The organism is Paracoccus xiamenensis, from assembly GCF_011308835.1.
In the GTDB taxonomy this organism is placed as follows: domain Bacteria; phylum Pseudomonadota; class Alphaproteobacteria; order Rhodobacterales; family Rhodobacteraceae; genus Paracoccus; species Paracoccus xiamenensis.
Map to the genome: position 1 here is coordinate 1 of NZ_JAAOHY010000004.1, position 21,879 is coordinate 21,879.

Below are 21,879 nucleotides of genomic sequence, written 5' to 3' on the forward strand. Positions count from 1 at the left end.
ACCTCACCGACGCGGTTGGCACGGAACGGAGTTGGTTTTGAACCTTGCAATTTTCTTGCCCAGTTGTTGAGTTTCGCCTTGTGTGGACGTGCCCGGCCCTCGGGCGGGGGGTGCCGGGAGGGCATAACTGAACAACCAAGTCAAAGGCTGTTCTGGCGGAACCCGCAATGCTCGGTTTCGTTTATATCCGATGAAAGGCAGGGTCTTAATAAGGATTGATCTTGGTTGCGCGCCGGGCAACGCGAGAACGTCTTAAGATATCGGACTGTCTAAATCATGGGAGGAGATATTCATGGACAAGAAAACGGTTGTTGAGGCGATGCGCGACATGGACCTGTGCTTCATGTCCACCGTTGCCAAGGGCGGGGGCGTGTCGTCGCGTCCGATGTCGAATAATTCTCAGGTTGAATGGGATGGCAGCAACTGGTTTTTCAGCAAAGGCGACACGCGCAAGGTTGACGAAATCGGGGAAAACCCGGCGACCGAGCTGACGTTTCAGGGCAAGGATACCTGGATAGTGCTGTCCGGGAAGTCGAAACTTCATCAGGATGACAAGGAACTGTTCAAGAAGCATTGGACCGATGAACTCGATCAGTGGTTCGAACAGGGGATCGACACGCCCGGCCTGACTTTGATCGAAGTGGCCGCCAGCCGCGCGGAGTGCTGGGGCAAGCCGGGTGATGGTGTCGTTGAATTGTGAGGCGGTGGCCTTAGGACGACCAGTGGTAAAACAGCCGACGCGCCTGTCTGTCCATCTGGGCGGCAGATGCGTCGGCCTCTCTTGTGTCGAGTGACAGAACTCTAGCCAGAACGTGCGGCAGAAGCCGCGATCAGACATTCCAGCTAACGGAGACCGACCATGGACAAGAAAACCCAGACAGGAAATGCAGGCGAAATGCATCAGCGCGCGGGCGACGACCAGCGGCTGACCACCAATCACGGCGTTCCAGTGTCGGACAATCAGAACAGCCTGAAGGCGGGGGCGAACGGCCCGACATTGCTGGAAGACTTCGTTCTGCGCGAGAAGATCTTTCATTTCGACCACGAACGGATCCCGGAACGCATCGTCCACGCGCGTGGCAGCGCGGCGCATGGCTATTTCGAATGCACCGACCCGATCCCGGATCTGTCCATTGCCAGCCTGTTTGCCGAAAAGGGCAAGCGCACGCCGGTATTCACCCGCTTCTCGACCGTCGCGGGCGGGGCTGGCAGTGTTGACACGCCGCGCGATGTGCGGGGCTTTGCGGTCAAGTTTTACACTGACGAAGGCAACTGGGATCTGGTTGGCAACAACATCCCGGTGTTTTTCATTCAGGATGCGATCAAGTTCCCTGACCTGATCCATTCCGTGAAGATGGAGGCCGATCGCGGCTATCCGCAGGCGGCGTCTGCGCATGACACCTTCTGGGACTTCATCTCGCTGATGCCCGAAACGATGAACACCATGATCTGGGCCATGTCGGATCGCGCGATCCCGCGCAGTCTGCGGATGATGCAGGGCTTTGGCGTGCACACGTTCCGGCTGGTCAACGCCGATGGCAAATCGACATTCGTCAAGTTCCACTGGACGCCAAAGCTGGGCGTTCAGTCGCTGGTCTGGGACGAAAGCGCCAAGCTGCAGGGCGCGGACAACGACTTCCACCGCCGCGACCTGTTCGAGGCAATCGAGGCAGGCGATTACCCGGAATGGGAGCTCGCCATTCAGGTCATCAGCGACGAACTGGCCGAAAGCCTGCCCTATTCGGTTCTGGACGCGACCAAGATCGTCCCCGAGGAAGACGCCCCCCTGCGCGTCATCGGCCGCATGGTGCTGGACCGCTGGCCGGACAACTTCTTTGCCGAGACGGAACAATCCGCCTTCCTGCCGTCCAACGTGGTGCCGGGGATCGACTTCACCAACGACCCGCTGCTGCAGGGGCGGCTGTTCAGCTATCTCGACACCCAGAAATCCCGGCTGGGCACCACCAACTTCCACCAGATCCCGGTTAACGCGCCGAAATGCCCCTTTGCGAACATGCAGCGCGACGGCATGATGCAGACGATGATCCCCAAGGGCCGGGCGAATTACGAACCCAACAGCCTTGATGAGGCAGGCGAGGATCCCGGGCCGCGCGAAACCGGCACGGTGTTTCACACTTATGAAGACAATACCGAACTGGGCAATGAGCCTTCGGAAAAGCTGCGCAAGCGGGACGAGACGTTTGGCGACCATTACAGCCAGCCGCGCCAGTTCTGGCTAAGCCAGACCGATAATGAACGCGCCCATATCGCCAGCGCGATCACGTTCGAACTGTCCAAGGTCAGCCTGCCGCATGTGCGAGACCGCGTGCTGTCGGTAATCCAGAATATCCACGCCGACCTTGGCCAGCGTGTGGCCGACGGGCTGGGGATCGACCTGCCCAAGGCGGCGAAGCCCTTCCGCGAACCGGTCGAGCTTGCGCCCTCGGACGCGCTGTCGATCCAGAAGAACTGGAAAGACACGCTGGAAGGTCGCAAGATCGGCATTCTGTTCGCCGAAGGCTCGGACAAGGCGACCATCGACAAGCTGAAATCCGATGTCGAGGCGCAGGGCGGCAGCGTCATGCTGGTCGCGCCGAAGGTGGGTGAAATGAAGGTCAAGGGCGGCAAGCTTGCCGCTGATGGTCAGCTTGCCGGCAGCCCCTCGGTCATCTTTGACGCGGTTGCGATGGTGTTGATGCCTGAACAGGTTGAAAAGCTGAAAAAAGACGCCGCCGCAATGGCCTGGGTCAGCGACGCTTATGCCCATCTGAAAGCCATCGGCCATTGTCCGGGGTCCAAGGCTTTGCTGGATCACTGCCACATCGAAGCCGATGAGGGCGTCGTCAAGAACGAGGATTTCGTGGCCGCTGCAAGCAAACGCTATTGGGACCGAGAGCCGAAGGTCCGCGATCTGGCCTGAGTCATATGGGCCGCCGGATCAGGCGGCCCATTTTCTTTTCTCTGGATGAACGAATATGACAAACGGCAAGGACGCCGAAACGCGCAAGGATGATCTGCGCACCGGCAAGCCCTACTGGCTGACCTCTTCCGGCATTTCCGTGCCTCACCGCGCCGATCCGGGCCGTGATCGTTTTGAGGTGATCGTCGTTGGCGCCGGTATTAGCGGCGCGCTGATGGCCGAGGCGTTGACGCGACAGGGCCGTAAGGTGCTTATCCTTGATCGTCGCGCGCCGGTCAGCGGATCAACCCCGGCCTCGACCGCCATGATCCAGCATGAAATCGACGTGCCGCTGACAAAACTTCAGGCGCAGCGCGGCGCGCGTGCGGCGAATGCCGCATGGCGTCGGTCCGTTGCCGCCGTCAACGATCTGGTCGAGTTGGCCGAAAGGCTGACGATCAACTGCCAGATGCAGCGCAAGCCCGCCTTATATCTCGCGGGCAATCAGATGGACGCTGACGATCTTGCAGACGAGGCCGCGGCCAGACGCAAGATCGGGATCAGGGCCGAACTTATCGACCGCGCGACCCTCAAGGCCGACTATGGTATGTCGCGCGCAGCCGCGATCCTGTCGCCGGATTCCGCAAGCGCGAACCCTGCGCAGTTGACGGCGGGATTGCTGCGCGCCTGCCGCAAGCGCGGCGCGCTGATTGCCGCGCCGGTCGAGGTCACTGATATGGCGGAACTTCCGGGCGGCGTAGCGCTCGCCACCAGTGACGGCCGTGTGCTGACAGCGGATCACGCGGTTTTCTGCACAGGCTACGAATTCCTGCCCCAGATGCAGACGAAATCGCATCACGTCACATCGACCTGGGCGCTTGCGACAGGCAAGATAAAGAATATGCCAGTCTGGCTGAAGGATACGATTGTATGGGAAGCGTCCGATCCATACCTCTATTTCCGCAGCGATCCCTCGGGGCGGATCATCGCGGGCGGCGAGGATGAGGAGGCATTAGAGCGAAACAGCGATACGAAGCTGCTGGCCCGCAAATCCAAGACCATCATCGCAAAGCTGGAAAAGCTGACAGGGCTCGGCGTCGGCCCGGCGGAATTTGCCTGGTCCGCGCCCTTCAGCGTGACCGATGACGGGCTGCCGATCATCGATCGGGTCAAGGCTCATGACCGGGTCTGGGCGGCGATGGGTTTCGGCGGAAACGGGATCACCTTCTCAATGATCGCGGCGCAGATTGTGACGGCTGGCATTGCTGGCGAAAAGGATCCGGACGCTGGGCTTTTCCGGCTAAGGTAGGGGCCGCGCCGCTGGGCAGTGCAGCCAGGCCAGACAAAGCGCATATGGATCAGCCGCATATTTCGGCCTTACCACCAGCGAAACCGGGCGGTTCCGAGGCTACTTAATCTTCCACGCTTATATCGACCGGCATCTTCGACGGCCCACAGGTTCTTTGCCCCAGCCTTGCAGACACTCATGTGGTCTCGGGTGCGCTTCAACTGGTGCTGGGCGACTGGTCGTCCTTCTTCGACGGCTATCTCCTGTAATACCCGACCCGCCGCCAGAACTTTCCCGTGTTCAGGCTGATCGTCGATGCACTGAGGTATCGATCGAACTGAAATGGAGACCGCGACCACGGCCCTGAGCCGACCTTTGGGCCGAGCGTAGCGGATGACCGGTCCTGCCCCATAGCTCCGCTGGTGCTAAGTGCAGTGGCTGACCAGTGAATTTGGCCGTAAGTCCAGACGCTTTAACTGACTGCACCCAACCGGGGTCTGATTGCTACACCAAGACGCGACTATCTCGCATAAGCTGGGCGCATTATTTTGCGCGGTAGTTCAGCCTTCATCTGGCTTTGGGGATTGAGACGAGCCCTTGCTTGGACCATCCGTAGATCGTTGCGCGTGACACGCCGATCAGCTTTGCGACGTCTTTGGCACGCATCCCTTGATCCAGTGCCGCCTGTGCTTTCCGGATATTCTCAGGCGTCGCGAAGCTTGGCGCGCCGATACCCGGGCGTTCGGACTTCGCGGAAATACGCAACCGGGCCGCGCCTTTGGCGTTTGTCGGATCGACAAGGTGAGGCTCAAGCCATATTGCCCACCTACGCAAGGCGTTCCCCACCCGCAGCTTCGAAGCTTCGCTATTATATTTCCGGCTGAAACGCGCGCCGATTTCGTCGCCGATTTCGACACCGGTCTGGTGCGGGTCTTCGAGTAGGATTTCCCTTGTGGATTGTAGCGTAGGAGCTTTCATGGCTGCGTGCCGGAGCGTGTCTTCGGCAGATGCATTGTCAGGTACAAGCGAGTGAACTTTACCGTCGCGGACCTCGATCAACCCCAGCGCCACCAAGTCGGTGCGACTTCGATTTTTGTTCGCAGCGTCCCAATGCGATGCGGGAACAGCGTCATGGGACATTGTAAATTCGAGCGATGCAAGAGCTGATGGCGGGGCGGTGCCAGCGATGAAGAGGCGTTCGGAGCGCGGACTTTGACCACCGTTATCGCTAAGGATCCTCTGTAACTCTTCTGAGGGCGCGCCCACCTGCTTCAACACCGCGACGCGCCCTTGGCTGTCTGTATTAAGGAAATTGTCGATTACTGTTGAATCTACGCCGATTGAGCGAAGTGGAGACCCCGCGGGAACCGCCATAGGGCGTGTATCACTTGGCCCATCGAGGGCAACAGGCTTGCGTAATACGTGGAGATAGACCGCCAGCGCCGCATCCCGGCTCAAAGCGTTCTGCAGCCCCCGTGTCGCGAGGGTCCGGAGTAAAAGCCCGAACAGGTCCTTGTCGCGTGACTTCTTACCTTTCAGGAACCGGGCGGCTCGCTTTCCGATTCCGCCGCTTGGTTCGACATCGTCAACCCGACCGAATTGGATCCATTCGGCACGCGTCGTGAGTGTCGCAACCACCGCTGAAGCATCACAGGACGGGTTCGGCTTAACGAACCACCCTTTCTCTCTATCGACTAGCTGTCCTTCTAGAATGCGACCAGCATCCTCCACCACAATGGTCTGCGGTCCCATCTGCTTCCATCGACGCGTCCGCCTTCGGGTTTCGGTAGTAGAAGACTCGCCGCCATAGCTGGCGTCAATCTTGCCCGTGCCTTGGACGTCTGGAACAGGCACACTTGTCGATGCGCCCGCCTCTACTTCCGCACAGATGCCAAAACCTCGCCGTTTTCGGTCGATTTCTCTCTGGCATACGTGTCGCTCGATCTTTCGAAAATAGAGTCAGGCTGGCAGTTGATGAATTGCAGACCAATGGAAGCCTTCTTGATGGCAAATGAAACCGACAGGGAAAAATCGTCACCTTCGAGTGGAATCATTTCCTCTCCGAAAGAGGCTGAAACCTCCAATTCGTATCCATCCACAAAACGGTTGGACGTCGCACGAAGCCAGACATTGGCAATATGCGGGTCCAAAGGCGGCGGTGCTTTGACGTCGTAATCGACTATGAAATCCGGTTCTTCCATGGGTAAAGCGCTCACTGCTACAGTAGCCCATATCATCCTAATGAACGGAACGGATGAAGGTTTCAACTCGGCCAAACCTCGGGCACACCTAATCGCCGGTTTGACTGGGCACAAAGTGGTGCCGCTACTGGCTATGAATAGATACCTCGTTCGAAAAGCGCGACGGTTGCGTTCAAGCCGCCACAAAGAGTTGCCAACTTCTGCTCTTAGCAGTCATTCGTGCGAAGCGCAGTGAACGACCGCTTCCCGCCCAAGCTGCTTGTCGCCACCGTCTAGAAACGTAGGGTGCTTCCTTTGGCGCGGAACCGGCGAAATGTGGCTGTGTCCGCATCGCCTGAAGTCGTTCGACCCGCCTCTTCGTAGATAAAGCGGAAGGGCGGCTCAGATAAGCCGCGCTGCAGCGTTGCGGCACCTGCGAGCGACCGGTAGGGCTTTAGGCTAGGGTCTTGAACCTACCGGTAAAGTTCGATTGTCGAGATAATAAGCATCTACCCACTGCAGTGGGCGCGAGCCTAACAAGCTATTGAAATAAAATATAAAATAATAATTAGCGTCGGAAACTTATTGCTCGTAAAGACGTCATCTTTGCGAAACAGTGTCCAAATCGAGCCCCCGCAACCAAAATCTATAAAGATATCAAACGCTTGGATGGTGACAAAGCAGTCGCGCATTCCCATCCGCACTTTACATCAACGCCACATCAACGTTTGAAGAGACTGATCCTCCCCTTTGAAGTGGTCCGCCGTTATGGTTAGGAAACGGAGGATCAAGAATGGCAAACAAGCGACCAAAACCGGAAGAAATAGAGGTGGTTCGGGGGATCTGAACAGGTATCGGGCGTTTTCTAAGTGGCTTTCCGCCTCGGTTATGCCGCTGCCGTTTCCGGCATCGACTGGTTGAAGTAGGCTTGATCCGGGGTCATCCCGTCAAGCGATGAATGCGGGCGCCGACCGTTGTAGAAGGTCAGATATCGACCGATCCCGGCGCGGGCCTCGGGGACGCTGACATAGCCGTGCAGATAGACCTCCTCGTATTTGATCGTCCGCCAGAGGCGCTCGACGAAGACATTGTCGCGCCATGCGCCATGCGCCCTTGCTGATCCTGATGCCGTGGGCGGCCAGCACCTTGATGAACCCGGTCGAGGTGAACTGGCTGCCCTGGTCGGTGTTGAAGATCTCGGGCGTGCCGTATCGGGCCAAGGCTTCCTCGACGGCCTCGATGCAGAAATCCGCCTCCAGCGTGATCGACACCCGCCATGCCAAAACACGCCGGCTGAACCAGTCGACCACGGCCGCGAGGTAAATGAAGCCCCGGGCCATGGGGATGTAGGTGATGTCCATCGCCCAGGCCTGATTTGGCCGGGTGATGGGCAGGTTGCGCAGCAGATAAGGATAGATCTTGTGCCCCGGCGCCGGTTTCGAGGTGTTGGGCTTGCGGTAAAGCGCCTCGATGCCCATCCGCTTCATCAGCGTGGCGACATGCAGCCGCCCGACCGTGAAGCCCTCCTAAACCAGCAGGCCGCGCAGCATGCGGCTGCCCGCGAAGGGGAATTCCATATGCAGCCGGTCGATCCGGTGCATCAGCTTCAGGTCACTGTCCGGCACCGGGCGCGGCTTGTAATAGACCGCGCTTCGGCTGATCCCCAGCACATTGGCCTGGCGGCCGACACTGAGTTTCGCAGCAGGATCGATCATCTTTTTGCGCTCGGCAACAGACCGGCCTTGCCGAGCGCGACCGATAAAAAATCGTTCTCCAACGTCAACTCGTCGATCTTCGCATGCAAGGTCTTCACGTCGATGGCAGGTTCGGGATCCGCTTTCGCGGTCTCGCCGAAAACTCCGGTCGCGCCTTCCAGAAGCTGATCGCGCCATTGCTTGATCTGGTTCGGATGCACGTCGAAATCCTGCGACAGCTCGATCAGGGTCTTCTCGCCCTTGATCGCGGCTACCGCGACCTTTGCCTTGAAAGCCGGGCTGTGATTCCGGCGCGGTCGTATTGCCATGGTCTTCTCCTCGCTCGCGGCATCATCCCGCCGTTGCGCAGAAAATCCACCTATCCGGCCTGTTCAGATCCCCCGAACCACCTCTCCGGACCCTGATCGTCAGGCATTCACGGCTGCGTTCATCAAGGATGTTCAGCGTCCTGAACGCCTTGCCATCATCGGTCCGGCAATGGACGAAGTCGTAGGACCAGACATGGTCGCGGTATTCCGGTCGCAGCCGGACACAGGACCCGTCGTTCAGCCACAGCCGCCCCCTCTTTGGTTGCTTGACCGGCACTTTCAGCCCCTCCCGTCGCCATAGCCGCTCGACGCGCTTGTCATTCAACAGCCAGCCTGCATTGCGCAGCAAAGCCGCGATCCGGCGATAGCCATAGCGCCCATATTGCCGAGCCAGCTCGATCATATCCGCAACCAGACGGTCTTCGTCAGCCCGGCCCTGCAATCGCTTGCGTTGGGTCGATCGATGTTGGCCCAGCACCTGACAGGCGCGGCGTTCGGAAACGCCCAGCTCACCGCGGACATGAGCGATGCAGGCCCGGCGGCGAGCGGGGCTCAGAAGTTTCCCCGCGCGGCCTCCGTCAGGATAAGCTTGTCCAGCGTCAGGTCAGACACCGCAGGTCGAAGCCGATCATTCTCCTGCTGCAGTCGCTTCAGATCCTTAAGCTGATCCACACCCATGCCACCATACTGCTTGCGCCAGCGGTAATAGGTCTGTTCAACAAACCCGATCTTCCTGATCGCGTCCAGACGGGACATCCCTTGCCCCATCAGAACCTCAACCTGCCGAAGTTTCGACACAATTTCTTCCGGTTTTGGTCGCTTGTTTGCCATTCTTGATCCTCCGTTTCCTAACCATAACGGCGGACCACTTCAAAGGGGGAGGATCAATGTCGTCTATCGACGCGGAGAGCGGCGCGAAGGCGGCAGCTATGAAACACGGCAAAGCCAGATCGTGATCTGGAACTCCGTCATGGAAGAACACAACTTCCTGGTCAGGCTTTGGGACTCGATCACCGCGGACTCACTGGTCTGAGGGCATGCGCCCGGTGAGACGCGTGAAGGCGGCTGCCAAATGGACATAAGGCGCTTTGGATCAGCGCCTACCGGCCCGGTTACCACCTTCCCCAGCGGTTAGAGGCTTTTCGAACCGCTCCGGTCGTCCCGGAGCGGTTCAGTTTTGCGCCCGCCTCGTGCCGCTGGCGGGTCCTGAACGCAGCGATAAAGTCCCGAGCGGAGACCTTAGCTGACCAGCGGCTTCCCGTTTTGCGCGTGGCGCATCGCCAATTTGCGACCCAGGCGGCCAGAGGTCAATTCGCGCGCTGCGACCGGATTGTGATCTGGCGCAGCCAGTTCGGGGAAGATTGCAAAGATCTCGGCCTGAGCGGCGCGCCCGACCGATTTCAATGCCTCTGTGCCGGTGAAAAGCGACTCTGCCTCGGCGCCATTCGCAAGAACGATCTGATGCGCGTCCATGAGGAAGTGGACATAAGTCACGCGATCCAGATCACCGGCGATGTCGATCCCCTCGATCTGGAGAAGCTGCTTGGCGGCGACCAGGACCTCGGTCGCGCCGAACATCTTCAGCGCGATCTTCGAACGCACCAGCATCCGGTGCTGCGGCGAAACGATCAGATCGGCCCGCGGCAGTCCTGAACCCAGCGCACCCTGACGAATCCGGATCGGGCGCAGATTCGGGTTTGCCTCCAGTGTCGCGCTGTCGAGGGTCCGTTTGCCAATCCAGCGGATCGCCTGAATTCCCGCGTCTCGGGTCTGCACCATGTCGCCCACTTCCAGATCGCCGGCCGGCACCTCACCAGATGCGGTTCCGATCAGCGCATCCGCGCCGAAGCACAGGACGTTGGTATTGTCCCAGGTCAGGTGATCCCCGGCGACCGCAGTACCACCGTTCTGGATTGTCATGGTGAAGCTGGGAAGGCCAGTCAGGCTGTCCATGTGGTTCAGAATGCCGTCGCCGTCCTGATCGGCGCGCATCCAGCCCAGCGGGTTGCCATAGGTGTCCTGATTGTTGTCTTTCGCCCAGGCGTTATAAACAGCCAGGTTGGATTCGTTGTAATAACCGCTGAGGTCAACGAAGTCGTTATCGTCCTGACCCGTGCCCGCAGCGATATCGCCGTTGTCGAAGTTCTGGCCGGTTGCGGTGTTGAAATCCGTGATGGTGTCGCCGTCGCCAGCCACGAAGGTGTCGAAGCCTTCGCCGCCGGTGTCAACATCTGCACCATCGCCGCCTGACAGATAGTCGCGACCCTCTCCGCCATCCAGCGTGTCATCGCCGGCCCCACCATCAAGCGTATCATTTCCTCCGCCGTTCGGCGTGTAGGAGAAGGCGGTCGTGAAGTTGTCCGGGATATTGAATTGCTCGATCAACGCGCCTGTTTCGGCGTTAACGGCAACAATCGAAGCGGACTCGGCATAGGTCGAGTTGAAATATGTAGAATCGTCCGGCTCTAATCCCGCAATTTTCGTTAGCGTTCCGTCGGGCTCTACGTAGTAGAAATCAACGGTATAACTGGAATAGTTGTCCAGCACCCAGCCAAGACTGTTCGCGGCAATGTTGCTCGCAGAATCGACTGTCGAAGCCAGGGCTACGGGCAAGCCGACATCGACATTTTCGCCAATTGCCGTGCCGTCAGGGAAAACGATCTCGGCATAGTCGCCCACGATAATATCGTTTCCGGCGTCCCCCGACAGTGAATCGCCCGAGAGGCTGTCGGAATAGTCGCCACCCATGCCCCAGATCGTGTCGTTGCCTTCGCCGCCGTCAACCGTGTCCACACCGGCGCCAGCCATGATGAGATCTGCACCGTCATCACCGCTTACCGAATCGTCGCCGATATTGGCGTCGATGACGTCATCGCCATCACCGCCAATGATCGTGTCGTCAGAAGTATCAGGGTTGACGATGCTGCGGACACCGCCCTGTATCGTGTCGTCGCCCGCGCCGGCATCGATGACGTCATCGCCAACGCCACCATCGAGCACGTCGTTGCCTTCGCCGCCTTCGATTGTGTCGTCGCCCAGGTTGCCGTCGACCGTATCGTTGCCCTGCTGAGCATAGATGACGTCTGCGCCGTCGCCGCCGTCGATCACATCATTGTCGGCGCCGGGGCCGGTGACGAGATCCAGTTTGACGGTCGTGCCCGTGCTGGGGTCGACAAGGAAATAGGTTCCGTCTTCGGACTGAACAATAATCGCAGGCTTGCTGAGTTCGGCGATGCCGGAAACTTCTGCCTCAAGGACAAAGTTTCCTTCGTCACTGATCGTGTAAAGGCGTGTAACGCCATTCGCGATGTCCGGGACGACAATGACGGGCTCGCCATTGATATAGCTGACCTCGCTGTGATTGGCATGGAAGTCACCCTGCCCAACAAGAGAATCCGTCGGCGTCAGCGTGCCGCCCGGCCCCAGTTCATAAAGAAGGACCTCCTCGGCGCTAAGGTTCGAAACCGTAAGATATACCGTGCCGTCCGGCTTGGTATAAACATCTGCGTCGCCGTAGAATAAGCCAGACTGTTGTGTGCCGGTCACGCTGTTGACGAGCGTCAGAGCACCCGTCGTTGAATCGATTTCATAGATTTCGACGCCATTATTGACCGCGACAGTCAGATAGTCCGTGCCGTCAACGCTGACGGCCTCCATTCCAGAGGGATAGTCTCCCGTCGGAACCGCTGCGAATGACGTGTCTTCCGTTATGTTCCCGGTGGCCGGATCATAGACAAGTCGCGTGATCTGGTCGGTCTCTCCGCGGCTCGCATAAAGGTAATAGTTGCCACTGCCATCTGGGGCCGGATAGATCTCATGAGCGACGGTAAGCCCGCCATTGATGCCACCGCTCTGGCCATAGTCGATTGCGCCCTTCAGGCTCATTGTGCCGTCAGCGCTGAGTTCCCAGGCAGTGACGCCCGTTCCGTTCTGCGACGTGACAAAAAACGTCGTGGTGCCGTTGATATCGACGACTTCAACGGCGCTCTGCGCGCTTCCGAAGGCATTAATGGTGCCGGCCGGAACCGTGATGGGATTGCTTCCCGAAGACTGCACCACCACATCGTTGACGACCCGGGTCATCTGATCGGTCTTTGTCAACGTCCCGTCATCGTTCAGCCGGAAGACGCCAACATACCCGTTTGTTGCGGAGGTGGTCGTGATGACATAGGGATTCCCGTCAACGGTCACCGTTTGCCACTGCTGCGGCGCTTGCGGGGTACCTCCACCAGGCGGGGTAACAGTGACGCCGCTGGATGTTGTGACCGTACCGGGCGTAATCACCGTGTCTGCGTCGGTGACACCGCTTAAATTGTTGCCATAGATCGTGTCTGCGCCGCTGCCACCGTTCAGCGTGTCGTCACCGATGCCGCCTTCAAGCGTGTCCAGGCCATCACCGCCCAAGATGGAATCGTCGCCGCTGTTGCCCATCAGGCTGTCGTTTTCGGTGCCGCCGTCGATGATATCATCGTTGCCGCCACCAGAGATGACGTCCGCGCCAGCCCCACCCCGCTAGCTGTCATTGCCCGCATCGCCCGAAATGACGTCGGCATCGGCGCCGCCGTCAATCGTATCCGTGCCGAGACTGCCGAAAAGCGTATCGGCCCCGGCATCGCCGGTCAGGCTGTCGTCACCGCCGTCGCCATAGATCTCGTCATTTTCAGTTCCGCCCGAGACAACGTCGTTGCCAGACCCGCCCCGGATGATGTCGGCGCCTTGTTCGCCCCGCAGGGTATCGGCGCCCGCACCGCCACCGATGACATCCGCATCATTGCCACCCCGGACAGAATCGTCTCCGTCACCCGCATTGATCTGATCGGCGCCCGCCTGCCCAAGGATCGTGTCTTTGCCGGTACCACCTTCGACATAATCATTGTCGGCCCCGGCATCGATATAGTCTGCGCCAACCTGACCATAGAGAGAGTCGTTTCCAGCACCGCCGGTGATAGAATCATTGGCCGTATTGATCGTCTGGGCCGAGGCCGCAGTGCCGGGCGTTTTGACAATCTGGTAAAACTCGGTCCCATCGGCGTTGCCGATAATGCGGCTCGCGTTCAACGGGGTGCTGGCGCTGTAGGTCTGACCTGGCAGGATTGGGGCCAGCTTGGTGACGGTGATCCCGCCGGAGCCAGTCAGGACGCGGTAAATATAGATCGTGTCGGTCGTGTTGTTGGTAACCGTCAACGTCGCAGCGGTGCCGCTTTCCGTTCCCGCATTCGCCCTGGCATTGAGTGAGGCCTCGCCATAGATGACATCGGCACCACCGCCTCCAGCGAGAGTGTCGTTGCCGAAACCGCCCGAGACCGTATCTGCGGTCGCGGTGCCGGGATACGTGTCATTGCCGGTGCCGCCGGTAAATGTTGCCATAGTCCATCCTTCACTCATTCCACTGGCCGCAAGATCAGGATTCTGTGTGCAGGCGTTGCCGCGTGCCTCGACCAGGTATGGATGCGACGCAGGCGCATACCGGCCGATATTCTACAGAACTTGACGACTCGCTTCTGCCCCGGTTCACGTTGTCAAATAGGTCGGGGACACCGAACGCAGATAGGGTTCTGAGCACCTGCAGTCGTGTCGTTTGCCAAGGGCATCACAACACGACGCGTAGCTAGGATTCAGACCGCACCGGATCGATTCTACGACGTCTACAAGAACGCCATAACATACTGGATGGTTCGGTGTGCTGCTGATAAATGTTAACGCGTAACATTTCGAATTCGTACTGTGGCGGAAACGTGTCAGGCGTGGCGCCCAGAAGCTGCTCAGACATGATGCGCGCTTGGGATGTGCGCGCTGAATCCGGTCTGGCCGAGCGTAGTCCGGTTGCCAGACAGCCAACTTGATCTGGGCGTCATCCGGGCTGTCGAAGATTTCCAGCGGGCCGTGACCGCACCGGGCATGCTTGGGTCGGCGATCTGTGGAACTACCTCACACCTTGGGATAACAGTCAGATTGACCGGACCAACTGGGGTAGTGAATTGGTATCGACACTTGCGCATGCCGAACTGATTGCCGTTCTGGTTGCCGTCACGGATGAGGAGCCGCGCGTGATGACGGTGCGGCTGGGTGATGCGTTGCCGTCGGGATCATTCGAATCCGACCATCACAGCCTTCAGGCCGGGCTGCGTGCCTGGATCGAAAACAAGACCGGGCACCCGGCAGGCTATCTGGAACAGCTCTATACCTTCGCAGACCGCGATCGCGAACCGTCGTCGGACCCGAATACGCGGCGCATATCCATCAGTTACCTTGGGCTGGTGCGCGAGCAGTCAGCTTTGGGTTCGGACCGGCCGCAGTGGCTGGGCTGGTACGAATACTTTCCTTGGGAGGATCACCGGGACCGGCGTCCCCCCGTGTTGGACGCGATCATTGAAGGTCTGGATGAATGGGCCAGCAGCGACAGCGAACAGCACGCCTCAAGACGCCACCGGATTGATCATGCCTTCGGGCGGGTCGGTCCCGGTTGGAACGAGGATCTGGCCCTGCAACGCTATGAGCTGATGTATGAAGCCTGCCTTGTCGCCGAATGCGGGCGGCTGCGTGGTCCCGGCTTTGGGCGTGCCATGGCGGGCGATCACCGGCGCATTCTGGCCACGGGAATCGCCCGGCTGCGGGCCAAGATCAAGTATCACCCGGTGGTGTTCGAATTGATGCCGAACAGCTTTACCCTGCTTGGCCTTCAGCAGACGGTCGAGGCATTGGCGGGTCTTCGCCTGCACAAGCCGAACTTCCGCCGTCAGGTCGATCAGCAGGAACTGATCGAGGAAACCGGTGAGATCACAAGCGAAACCCGCGGCCGACCCGCCAAGCTGTTCCGTTATCGGCGCAGCATCCTGGAGGCGCGGGCCCTTGCCGGGTCGCGGCTGCCGATAGCGCGCGATTGACATAATCTCAATCAGAGAATAAATAGCCTTCATATACTCGAATCGAGTATAAAGGAGGTCACATGAACACGCAGCTACGTTTCCCGCAGCTTTACGAACCCGTCCGCAAGGTCATTCCGGCGCCGGACTGGATGCTTTACGAAGACGATATCGACGCGATCCTGCGGCTGAAGCGTGAACGCAACGCGGTGATCCTCGCCCATAACTATCAGACGCCCGAGATCTTTCATGGCGTGGCCGATATCGTCGGCGACAGCCTGGCGCTGGCCCGCAAGGCGGTCGAGGTTGAAGCCGATGTGATCGTGCTTGCCGGCGTGCATTTCATGGCCGAGACGGCGAAGCTGCTGAACCCCGAAAAAACCGTGCTGATCCCGGATATGGGGGCGGGCTGTTCACTGGCGGATTCGATCACGCCCGAAGATATCGCCTTGCTGCGTCAGGCCCATCCCGGCGTGCCGGTGGTGACCTATGTGAACACCTCGGCGGCGGTCAAGGCGGCCTCGGATATCTGCTGCACCTCGGGCAACGCGCGGGCGGTGGTGGAATCGCTGGGCGTGCCGCGGGTGCTGATGCTGCCCGACGAATATCTGGCCAAGAATGTCGCCAAGGAAACCGATGTCGAACTGATCGCATGGCATGGCCATTGCGAGGTGCATGAGCTGTTCACCGCCGAAGACGTGCGCGAGCTGCGGGCAAGCTGGCCCGGCGTTCAGATTCTGGCCCATCCCGAATGCCCGCCCGACGTGGTGGCCGAGGCTGACTTTTCCGGCTCGACCGCCGTGATGTCGGATTATGTCGGGCAGCAGAAGCCGGGCCGGGTGGTCCTGCTGACCGAATGCTCGATGAGCGACAATGTGGCGGTCGATCACCCGGATGTCGAATTCATCCGCCCCTGCAACCTGTGCCCGCATATGAAGCGGATCAGCCTGTCGAATATCCGCGAGGCGCTGGAACAGAACCGCCACGAGGTCACGGTCGATCCGGCCATCATCGAACCCGCACGCCGTGCGGTCGAAAGGATGCTGGCGGTATGACCGATCCCGTCGTCATCATCGGCAGCGGCATCGCCGGGCTGGTCACGGCGCTTGCACTGGCGCCCCGCCCGGTGCTGCTGCTGACGCGCGCCGGGCTTGGGCAGGAAAGCGCGACCGCGCGGGCTCAGGGCGGAATCGCCGCCGCGCTTGGCCCGGATGACGATACGGGTCTGCATCTGGCCGATACGCTGGCCGCCGGTGCGGGGCTGTGCGATGCCGGCATGGCAGAGAGGATCCTTGAAAGCGCACCGGATGTGATCGCGATGCTGGCCCGGCACGGGTTGCGCTTTGATGTTGACGAAACCGGCGCGCCGTCCTTTGGGCTGGAAGCCGCGCATTCGCGCAAGCGTATCCTGCATACACGTGGCGACGGGACTGGCGCGGCCATCACCGATGCGCTGTCGGGCGCGGTGCGCAACTGCGCCGCTATCACCGTTCTTGAACATGCCGAAGCGCTGCGTCTGCTGACCGCAGGCAACCGGGTCGGCGGTGTGGTCATCCGCCGGCAGGGGCGCATCCAGCATCTGGCGGCCTCGTCCGTGGTGCTGGCGACGGGCGGCATTGGTGGGCTTTATGACGCCTCCACCAACCCGACGGGGAATTGCGGCGCGGGCATTGCCATGGCGGCGTGCGCGGGTGCCGAGCTGGCCGATATGGAATTCGTGCAGTTCCATCCCACTGCGCTTGCAACGGCCCGACGCCCGCTATCGCTGATCAGCGAGGCGGTGCGCGGTGAAGGCGCGCTGCTGCTGAACGATCTGGGGCAACGCTTCATGTTGGACGTGCCGGGGGCGGAGCTGGCCCCGCGCGATCTGGTCGCGCGCGCCATTCATGCCCAGATCGCCGAGGGTCGGCGGGTCTTTCTGGATGCGCGCGCCGCACTTGGCGACCGCTTCGCCGCCCGTTTCCCCGGCATCTTTCGGCTTTGTGCTGCAGATGGCATCGACCCGTCGCGCGATCTGATCCCGGTCCGCCCGGCTGTGCATTACCACATGGGCGGCATCGCCACCGATGCGCGCGGCCGCAGCAGTCTGGCCGGGCTTTGGGCGGTGGGGGAATGCGCCTCGACCGGGCTGCACGGGGCAAACCGGCTGGCCAGCAATTCCCTGCTGGAGGCCGCGGCGATGGGTCTGGAGGCCGCGCGCGATATCGCGGACCAAGCCGCGCCTCCGTTGCGTATGGCCTTGCCCGACGCGGACACGATGGATGTGCCGCCGGGTCGGTCCGAGGCAGATGCCGAAGTAATTCGCGCGATCACCTCGCAGCATCTCGGGGTGTTGCGCGATGCGGCGGGGCTGGATGCGGCCATTGCGCAACTGCTGCCGCTGGCCCAGTCGGATGACAGGCTGGCCGATCCCGCGCTTGTCGCGCTTGCCATTGCCGTCTTCGCCCGCCTGCGCGACGAATCCCGTGGCGCACATGCCCGCACCGACTTCCCCGAGGCGTGGCCGCAAGCAACGCGTCGCCACATGACCCTGCCGCAGATCCTTGTCGCCGCGCGTGACAGCGCCGTGACCCAACCCATCGCCCGGAGCGCCTGAGATGACCCTTGCCCTGCATTCAACCCAGCACGATCCAGTCCAGCAGGCCCGCATGGCACCCCTGCCGCGCCTGATGATCGGACCGGTCATCCGCGCCGCGCTGGCTGAAGATCTGGGGCTGGCGGGCGATCTGACGTCAATGACCGTCGTTCCCGCCGATCACCGCTCCATCGTCACGGCGCAGACACGCCAACATGGGGTGATTGCCGGGCTGGACGCGGCAGAACTGGCTTTTGCGCTTGTCGATCCCGCCTGCGTCTTTACCCCCCATGTGCGGGACGGCGACCGTGTTGCGCCGGGCGACCGGATCGCCACCATCGAAGGCCCGTCGCGCAGCCTGCTGACGGCGGAACGGACCGCGCTGAACATCCTGTGCCACCTGTCGGGCATCGCCAGCGTCACCGCGCGCATCGCCGACGCGATCAGCGGCACCCGCGCCCGCGTCGCCTGTACACGCAAGACCACGCCGGGGCTGCGCGCGCTGGAAAAATACGCTGTCCGGGCGGGCGGCGGCGTCAATCACCGCTTCTCGCTGGCGGATGCGGTGCTGATCAAGGACAACCACGTCGCCATCACGGGCAGCATCCGCGAGGCGATCACGCGCGCCCGCGCCGGCGTCGGCCACATGGTCAAGATCGAGGTCGAGGTCGATAACCTCGACCAGCTGCGCGAGGCGATGGCGACCGGCGTCGACGTCGTGCTGCTGGACAACATGTCCCCCGAGACACTGCACGAAGCGGTGACGATCGTCGCTGGCCGCGCCGTGACCGAGGCCTCGGGCAATATCACCCCCGAAACCGCCGCCCGGATCGCGGCCAGCGGCGTTGATCTGATTTCAGTCGGCTGGATTACCCACAGCGCGCCGGTGCTGGATATCGGACTGGATTTCGTTTCGGTCGCCTAGGTTTCGGACCGGCCGGGACGAAGGGACCGGTCCGCGCGCAGCGCCGGTCTCCCCGCACTCACATCGACGTCGCTGCCGGTGCCGCATAGCCGTAGACGATCCAGGCATTTCCGATCTGTCCCACGTTCGGCTGGAACGCCAGCACACCGATCTGGTGAAGGTCTTCGCCCGTCAGGGGGCGGGGCTCATCCAGCGTAATGGCTCCGTGATAGTATCCCGGCCATGCGGCGTCGCCGATGCAGGTGACGGTTTTGACCCCTTCCGCGCAGCTGGCCGGGTCGAAATCACGCAGCCCCTGACCGGGATAGAAAAGCAGGTCGTGATGCGTGCTCGGACGGGGCTGCGCGCATGCGCGTCAAGGTCGCTTTCGTGGATGTCCCGTGTCAGCGTGATGAGAGGTGGTTCGGGGGATCTGAACAGGTATCGGGCGTTTTCTAAGTGGCTTTCCGCCTCGGTTATGCCGCTGCCGTTTCTGGCATCGACTGGTTGAAGTAGGCCTGATCCGGGGTCGGTGTGGCGGCGACCATATCCGATGCTGACCGCCTTTAACCGATTGCCGAAGCGGTCGGTTTCCAGCGCGATGCTGTGGGCGATGCGGGGGTCCAGCCTTTCGCAACTGTCGGGATCGTCCGGCGCGATGACCCCGCCTTTCGCCCAGACCGTCGCGCGGTCATAATGGATCTGCAACTCCTCTGACGGCAGCGTCAGAAAGGCCGCATAGGGGTTCGGTCCCTGCCGTTGCAGCAGCCGTACCGCGTGGCAGCGTTCCGTTACCGCATAGGGGATTTCCGAACGCGCGCCGCCGTCAAGCGCATAGACCTCTTGCCGCAAAAGCGCGCCTTTCAGGGCACGATGGGCTTGCCGCAATTCGTCTGGCGACAGGCGCGCGGGAAGATCGGCGCCCGGCAGATGCGCGGCGCATGGCCCGTCCTCGTGAAAGAACTCCTGCGACAGGTCGCCCCGCAGCGAAAGGCCGGTGTGGTAGAAGATGCGCGTCAGCACTTCGGGGACATGCGAATAGCTTTCGCAGTTCAGCGCCGGATCGCCGCCGGACAGCGCGGCAAATTCCTGCGTGTCGATCTGATCGACGCGGGCAAAGCCCCGAAACTCGCGCTCGATGCCGTCGAAACAGCCGTGACGATAGCTGTATCGCGTGACGAAACGGTTCTGAGAGACGTGGTCGCGGGTCTCGATCCGCTCGACCACATGGACGGGGAAGGGCAAATGGCCCAGCCATGGCTGCCCGGCAGCGCGGTCGGCGCTGTAAAAGCGGGTCGAGGGGGCATAGTGAACCCTGGTTTCGACGCCAAGATTGTTGGTCGAGAATGTCAGCAGATGCGGCTTTTCCCCGCCCATCAGGTCGATATAGCGCAGGGGGCCAAAAGCGCCGCCCGGCAGCGGCGTCGACCAGACCATGCAGGCCGTGCCATTGCCGAACAGGTCGGCGGTCGTCACATGGTCAAGCTGGCTGACCGGCGGAACCGAGCGCAGGTGACGCGCGGGCCGAAACGCCCATGACCGAGGCTTGGCCAATAGCTGACCTCGCCGTTCCGGATGCGGACCAGATCCGTCAGGCCGTCGCCGGTCATGTCGGCCAGGTACAACTCGTTCGCGTCTTTGGTAAAGGCGACCTCTGGCCGGTCCTTGCCGCTGTGCCGGACGACGCGCGCGGGGGCAAAGCCCTCTTCGCCGCGCGACGGCCAGATGTCGAAGCCGTCGTCCCGCGTGACCAGCAGGTCGGCAAGACCGTCCCCCGTCAGGTCGACGAAACGCAGCGCGGGATCGGCCCAATCAATGCGTGGCAGGGCGGGAATGGTGCGAAAGCCGCGCCAGTCGCGGCCCCCACGTTCGTAAAATCCGGGTAGCGGCGCTTCCAGCGTCACCAGATCAAGGTCGCCGTCCCCTGACAGGTCCATGAACCGTTCAGATCCCGTCGCCGCAGCGGTCTAGGGTTGTTTAAGCAGGATTCGCGCCGGTCCGAACGCCCCCCCCGCCCAGATTCGGCTTGTAAAGCCACGCGCCGGTCGTGCGCAGCAGCATTCCGGGCAGCCCGTCGCCGTCCAGATCGACCCAATGAATATTCGCGCCCAAACCCGCAGGCAGGTTTTCCAGACTGGCGGAATCCAGCGTCCCTGCCTCGTCTGACAGATGCGCGCGGCTATAGCCGAATTCGGTCGGGGGCAGGCTTTCGCTGTGATAGCTGCCGTCGGGCTGGCGGATATAGCCCGATTGCGACACGGCCATCAGGAAGGATCCGGCGGGACCGCTTCCGTGTTCTTCGCCATCGCGATAGTCGAAATCGGTGCTGGCGACCAGATAGGGGCCGGGGCCGAGTTCCTGAAAGCTGTGAAACATCAGTACCCGCTTGCAGCGCCGTTGGGTCCGCAATTCGTACCCCGCGCGGCAATCCGAAAAGGGGTCAGGCCGGACCGGCCAGTCCCGCGCCGGAACCGCGCTGGCGCAGGCGCTGCCACGCCCTTCATGGCTGTGCGCGCCGCTCAGGTGGTCGTCATAGTCGAGGACGACTTCGAACAACCACTCGGCACGGGACAGGTCGGGATCGATCAGGGCAGAGGTCACATTGCCATAGCGGACCCGCGGCATATAGCGTTGGATGATGAAATCGGGGTGCAGGTCTGGCTCAACCGGGCAATCATCGGGGTCAAGGACCGGCACCAGATCTTCGGCCCCGCTGAGAACGAAGACATCGCTATCGTCGTAAAGCGGCACACCCTTGGCGGTGCGGCGCGCGATCCGGGGCAGGGACAGCGACCAGCCAAATCCGAACAGGCCGTTGCCGCTGGCGGAATCGTAGCTGAGCGCCAGCGACGGCGCAAAGCCCGCCCGACCCGGACTGACTGGCAAGGTGATCTGCACCGATCCGCTGCCTGTCGCCGGATTGGTCGAGAACTTCGCGGCCACACCTCGGAACGCGCCCCTCCCTTGGGCGGGGCGATCGACGGCAATAGCGGTTTCTGGCTTCCATTTTCCGGTGCAGGTCGGTCTGTCTGGGCCGTCTGGTTACCAGCAGCCGTCCCCCCATTGGGGGGAGATTTGCTGAACGAAATGGACACGGCGAATTCGCCTATTCGAAAACGTCAGGTTGTTTCGAAAATGTGGGGGCAC

General features: G+C 61.2%; 14 protein-coding genes and 3 pseudogenes. 7 read left to right on the forward strand and 10 right to left on the reverse strand.

Features of this window, described 5'->3' with window-relative positions:
* Positions 1-292: 292 nt before the first annotated feature.
* The 3 genes from G7044_RS10055 (at position 293) to G7044_RS10065 (ending at position 4,208) form a co-directional block, all read left to right on the forward strand.
* Positions 293-700: a pyridoxamine 5'-phosphate oxidase family protein gene (locus G7044_RS10055; RefSeq protein WP_166328529.1), complete on the forward strand. Its 408-nt coding sequence runs from the start codon at positions 293-295 to the stop codon at positions 698-700.
* Between the two features lie 159 nt (positions 701-859).
* Positions 860-2,920 (forward strand): catalase, encoded by a 2,061-nt coding sequence (locus G7044_RS10060; RefSeq protein ID WP_166328531.1) that lies wholly within the window; start codon positions 860-862, stop codon positions 2,918-2,920.
* A gap of 55 nt (positions 2,921-2,975) precedes the next feature.
* Positions 2,976-4,208: an NAD(P)/FAD-dependent oxidoreductase gene (locus tag G7044_RS10065; protein WP_166328533.1), complete on the forward strand. Its 1,233-nt coding sequence runs from the start codon at positions 2,976-2,978 to the stop codon at positions 4,206-4,208.
* Positions 4,209-4,754: 546 nt separating this feature from the next.
* On the opposite strand, the gene G7044_RS10070 is transcribed toward G7044_RS10065, so the two are convergent.
* From G7044_RS10070 to G7044_RS10115, 7 genes and pseudogenes are all read right to left on the reverse strand, one after another.
* Positions 4,755-5,939, reverse strand: a complete 1,185-nt coding sequence (locus tag G7044_RS10070; protein ID WP_166328535.1) for a helix-turn-helix domain-containing protein — start codon at positions 5,937-5,939, stop codon at positions 4,755-4,757.
* Between the two features lie 122 nt (positions 5,940-6,061).
* Positions 6,062-6,388 carry a hypothetical protein gene (locus G7044_RS10075; RefSeq protein ID WP_166328537.1) on the reverse strand — a complete coding sequence of 109 codons (327 nt, stop codon included), beginning with the start codon at positions 6,386-6,388 and terminating at the stop codon, positions 6,062-6,064.
* Positions 6,389-7,253: 865 nt separating this feature from the next.
* A pseudogene (locus tag G7044_RS10080) lies at positions 7,254-8,390 on the reverse strand (IS3 family transposase).
* A gap of 82 nt (positions 8,391-8,472) precedes the next feature.
* Positions 8,473-9,221: pseudogene (locus G7044_RS10085) on the reverse strand (IS3 family transposase); the annotation flags it as partial.
* A gap of 408 nt (positions 9,222-9,629) precedes the next feature.
* Positions 9,630-12,473, reverse strand: coding sequence for a Hint domain-containing protein (locus G7044_RS17880; RefSeq protein WP_407947401.1), 2,844 nt, complete (start codon positions 12,471-12,473; stop codon positions 9,630-9,632).
* Between the two features lie 252 nt (positions 12,474-12,725).
* Positions 12,726-12,890 (reverse strand): annotated as a pseudogene (locus G7044_RS18235) (calcium-binding protein); the annotation flags it as partial.
* A 12-nt stretch (positions 12,891-12,902) separates the two neighbouring features.
* A complete protein-coding gene (locus tag G7044_RS10115) occupies positions 12,903-13,757 on the reverse strand; it encodes a calcium-binding protein (RefSeq protein ID WP_166328539.1) in 855 nt (284 codons plus the stop codon).
* A 611-nt stretch (positions 13,758-14,368) separates the two neighbouring features.
* On the opposite strand from G7044_RS10115, the gene G7044_RS10120 reads away from it, so the two are divergent.
* The 4 genes from G7044_RS10120 to nadC all read left to right on the forward strand — a co-directional run bounded on the left by G7044_RS10120 (position 14,369) and on the right by nadC (position 18,753).
* Positions 14,369-15,274, forward strand: a complete 906-nt coding sequence (locus tag G7044_RS10120) for an NUDIX hydrolase (RefSeq protein ID WP_166328541.1) — start codon at positions 14,369-14,371, stop codon at positions 15,272-15,274.
* Positions 15,275-15,336: 62 nt separating this feature from the next.
* Positions 15,337-16,308, forward strand: coding sequence for a quinolinate synthase NadA (gene nadA, locus G7044_RS10125; protein ID WP_166328543.1), 972 nt, complete (start codon positions 15,337-15,339; stop codon positions 16,306-16,308).
* A complete protein-coding gene (locus tag G7044_RS10130; protein ID WP_166328546.1) occupies positions 16,305-17,849 on the forward strand; it encodes an L-aspartate oxidase in 1,545 nt (514 codons plus the stop codon). The genes nadA and G7044_RS10130 overlap by 4 nt, the downstream gene beginning before the upstream one ends.
* A gap of 1 nt (position 17,850) precedes the next feature.
* Positions 17,851-18,753 (forward strand): carboxylating nicotinate-nucleotide diphosphorylase, encoded by a 903-nt coding sequence (gene nadC / locus G7044_RS10135; protein ID WP_235931246.1) that lies wholly within the window; start codon positions 17,851-17,853, stop codon positions 18,751-18,753.
* Positions 18,754-18,924: 171 nt separating this feature from the next.
* Here nadC and G7044_RS10140 read toward each other — a convergent pair whose 3' ends face one another.
* From G7044_RS10140 to G7044_RS10150, 3 genes are read right to left on the reverse strand one after another with little or no spacing between them, the layout of a single operon-like run.
* Complete coding sequence (locus G7044_RS10140; RefSeq protein WP_166328548.1) at positions 18,925-20,208, reverse strand: toxin TcdB middle/C-terminal domain-containing protein; 1,284 nt, start codon at positions 20,206-20,208, stop codon at positions 18,925-18,927.
* On the reverse strand, positions 20,205-20,669 hold the full coding sequence (locus tag G7044_RS10145; protein WP_166328550.1) for an FG-GAP repeat domain-containing protein: 465 nt from the start codon (positions 20,667-20,669) through the stop codon (positions 20,205-20,207). Before G7044_RS10145 ends, G7044_RS10140 begins: the two co-directional genes overlap by 4 nt.
* A 40-nt stretch (positions 20,670-20,709) precedes the next feature.
* The gene (locus G7044_RS10150) at positions 20,710-21,675 is read right to left on the reverse strand and encodes a SpvB/TcaC N-terminal domain-containing protein (protein ID WP_166328552.1); all 966 of its coding nucleotides are present in this window, start codon (positions 21,673-21,675) and stop codon (positions 20,710-20,712) included.
* Between the last annotated feature and the right edge of the window lie 204 nt (positions 21,676-21,879).

Coding starts and splice junctions, on each gene's coding strand:
- G7044_RS10055 (WP_166328529.1), top strand. CDS start 293: ATGGACAAGAAAACGGTTGTTGAGGCGATGCGCGACATGGACCTGTGC.
- G7044_RS10060 (WP_166328531.1), top strand. CDS start 860: ATGGACAAGAAAACCCAGACAGGAAATGCAGGCGAAATGCATCAGCGC.
- G7044_RS10065 (WP_166328533.1), top strand. CDS start 2,976: ATGACAAACGGCAAGGACGCCGAAACGCGCAAGGATGATCTGCGCACC.
- G7044_RS10070 (WP_166328535.1), bottom strand. CDS start 5,939: ATGGGACCGCAGACCATTGTGGTGGAGGATGCTGGTCGCATTCTAGAA.
- G7044_RS10075 (WP_166328537.1), bottom strand. CDS start 6,388: ATGGAAGAACCGGATTTCATAGTCGATTACGACGTCAAAGCACCGCCG.
- G7044_RS17880 (WP_407947401.1), bottom strand. CDS start 12,473: ATGACCCGGGTCGTCAACGATGTGGTGGTGCAGTCTTCGGGAAGCAAT.
- G7044_RS10115 (WP_166328539.1), bottom strand. CDS start 13,757: ATGGCAACATTTACCGGCGGCACCGGCAATGACACGTATCCCGGCACC.
- nadA (WP_166328543.1), top strand. CDS start 15,337: ATGAACACGCAGCTACGTTTCCCGCAGCTTTACGAACCCGTCCGCAAG.
- G7044_RS10130 (WP_166328546.1), top strand. CDS start 16,305: ATGACCGATCCCGTCGTCATCATCGGCAGCGGCATCGCCGGGCTGGTC.
- nadC (WP_235931246.1), top strand. CDS start 17,851: ATGACCCTTGCCCTGCATTCAACCCAGCACGATCCAGTCCAGCAGGCC.
- G7044_RS10145 (WP_166328550.1), bottom strand. CDS start 20,669: ATGGACCTGTCAGGGGACGGCGACCTTGATCTGGTGACGCTGGAAGCG.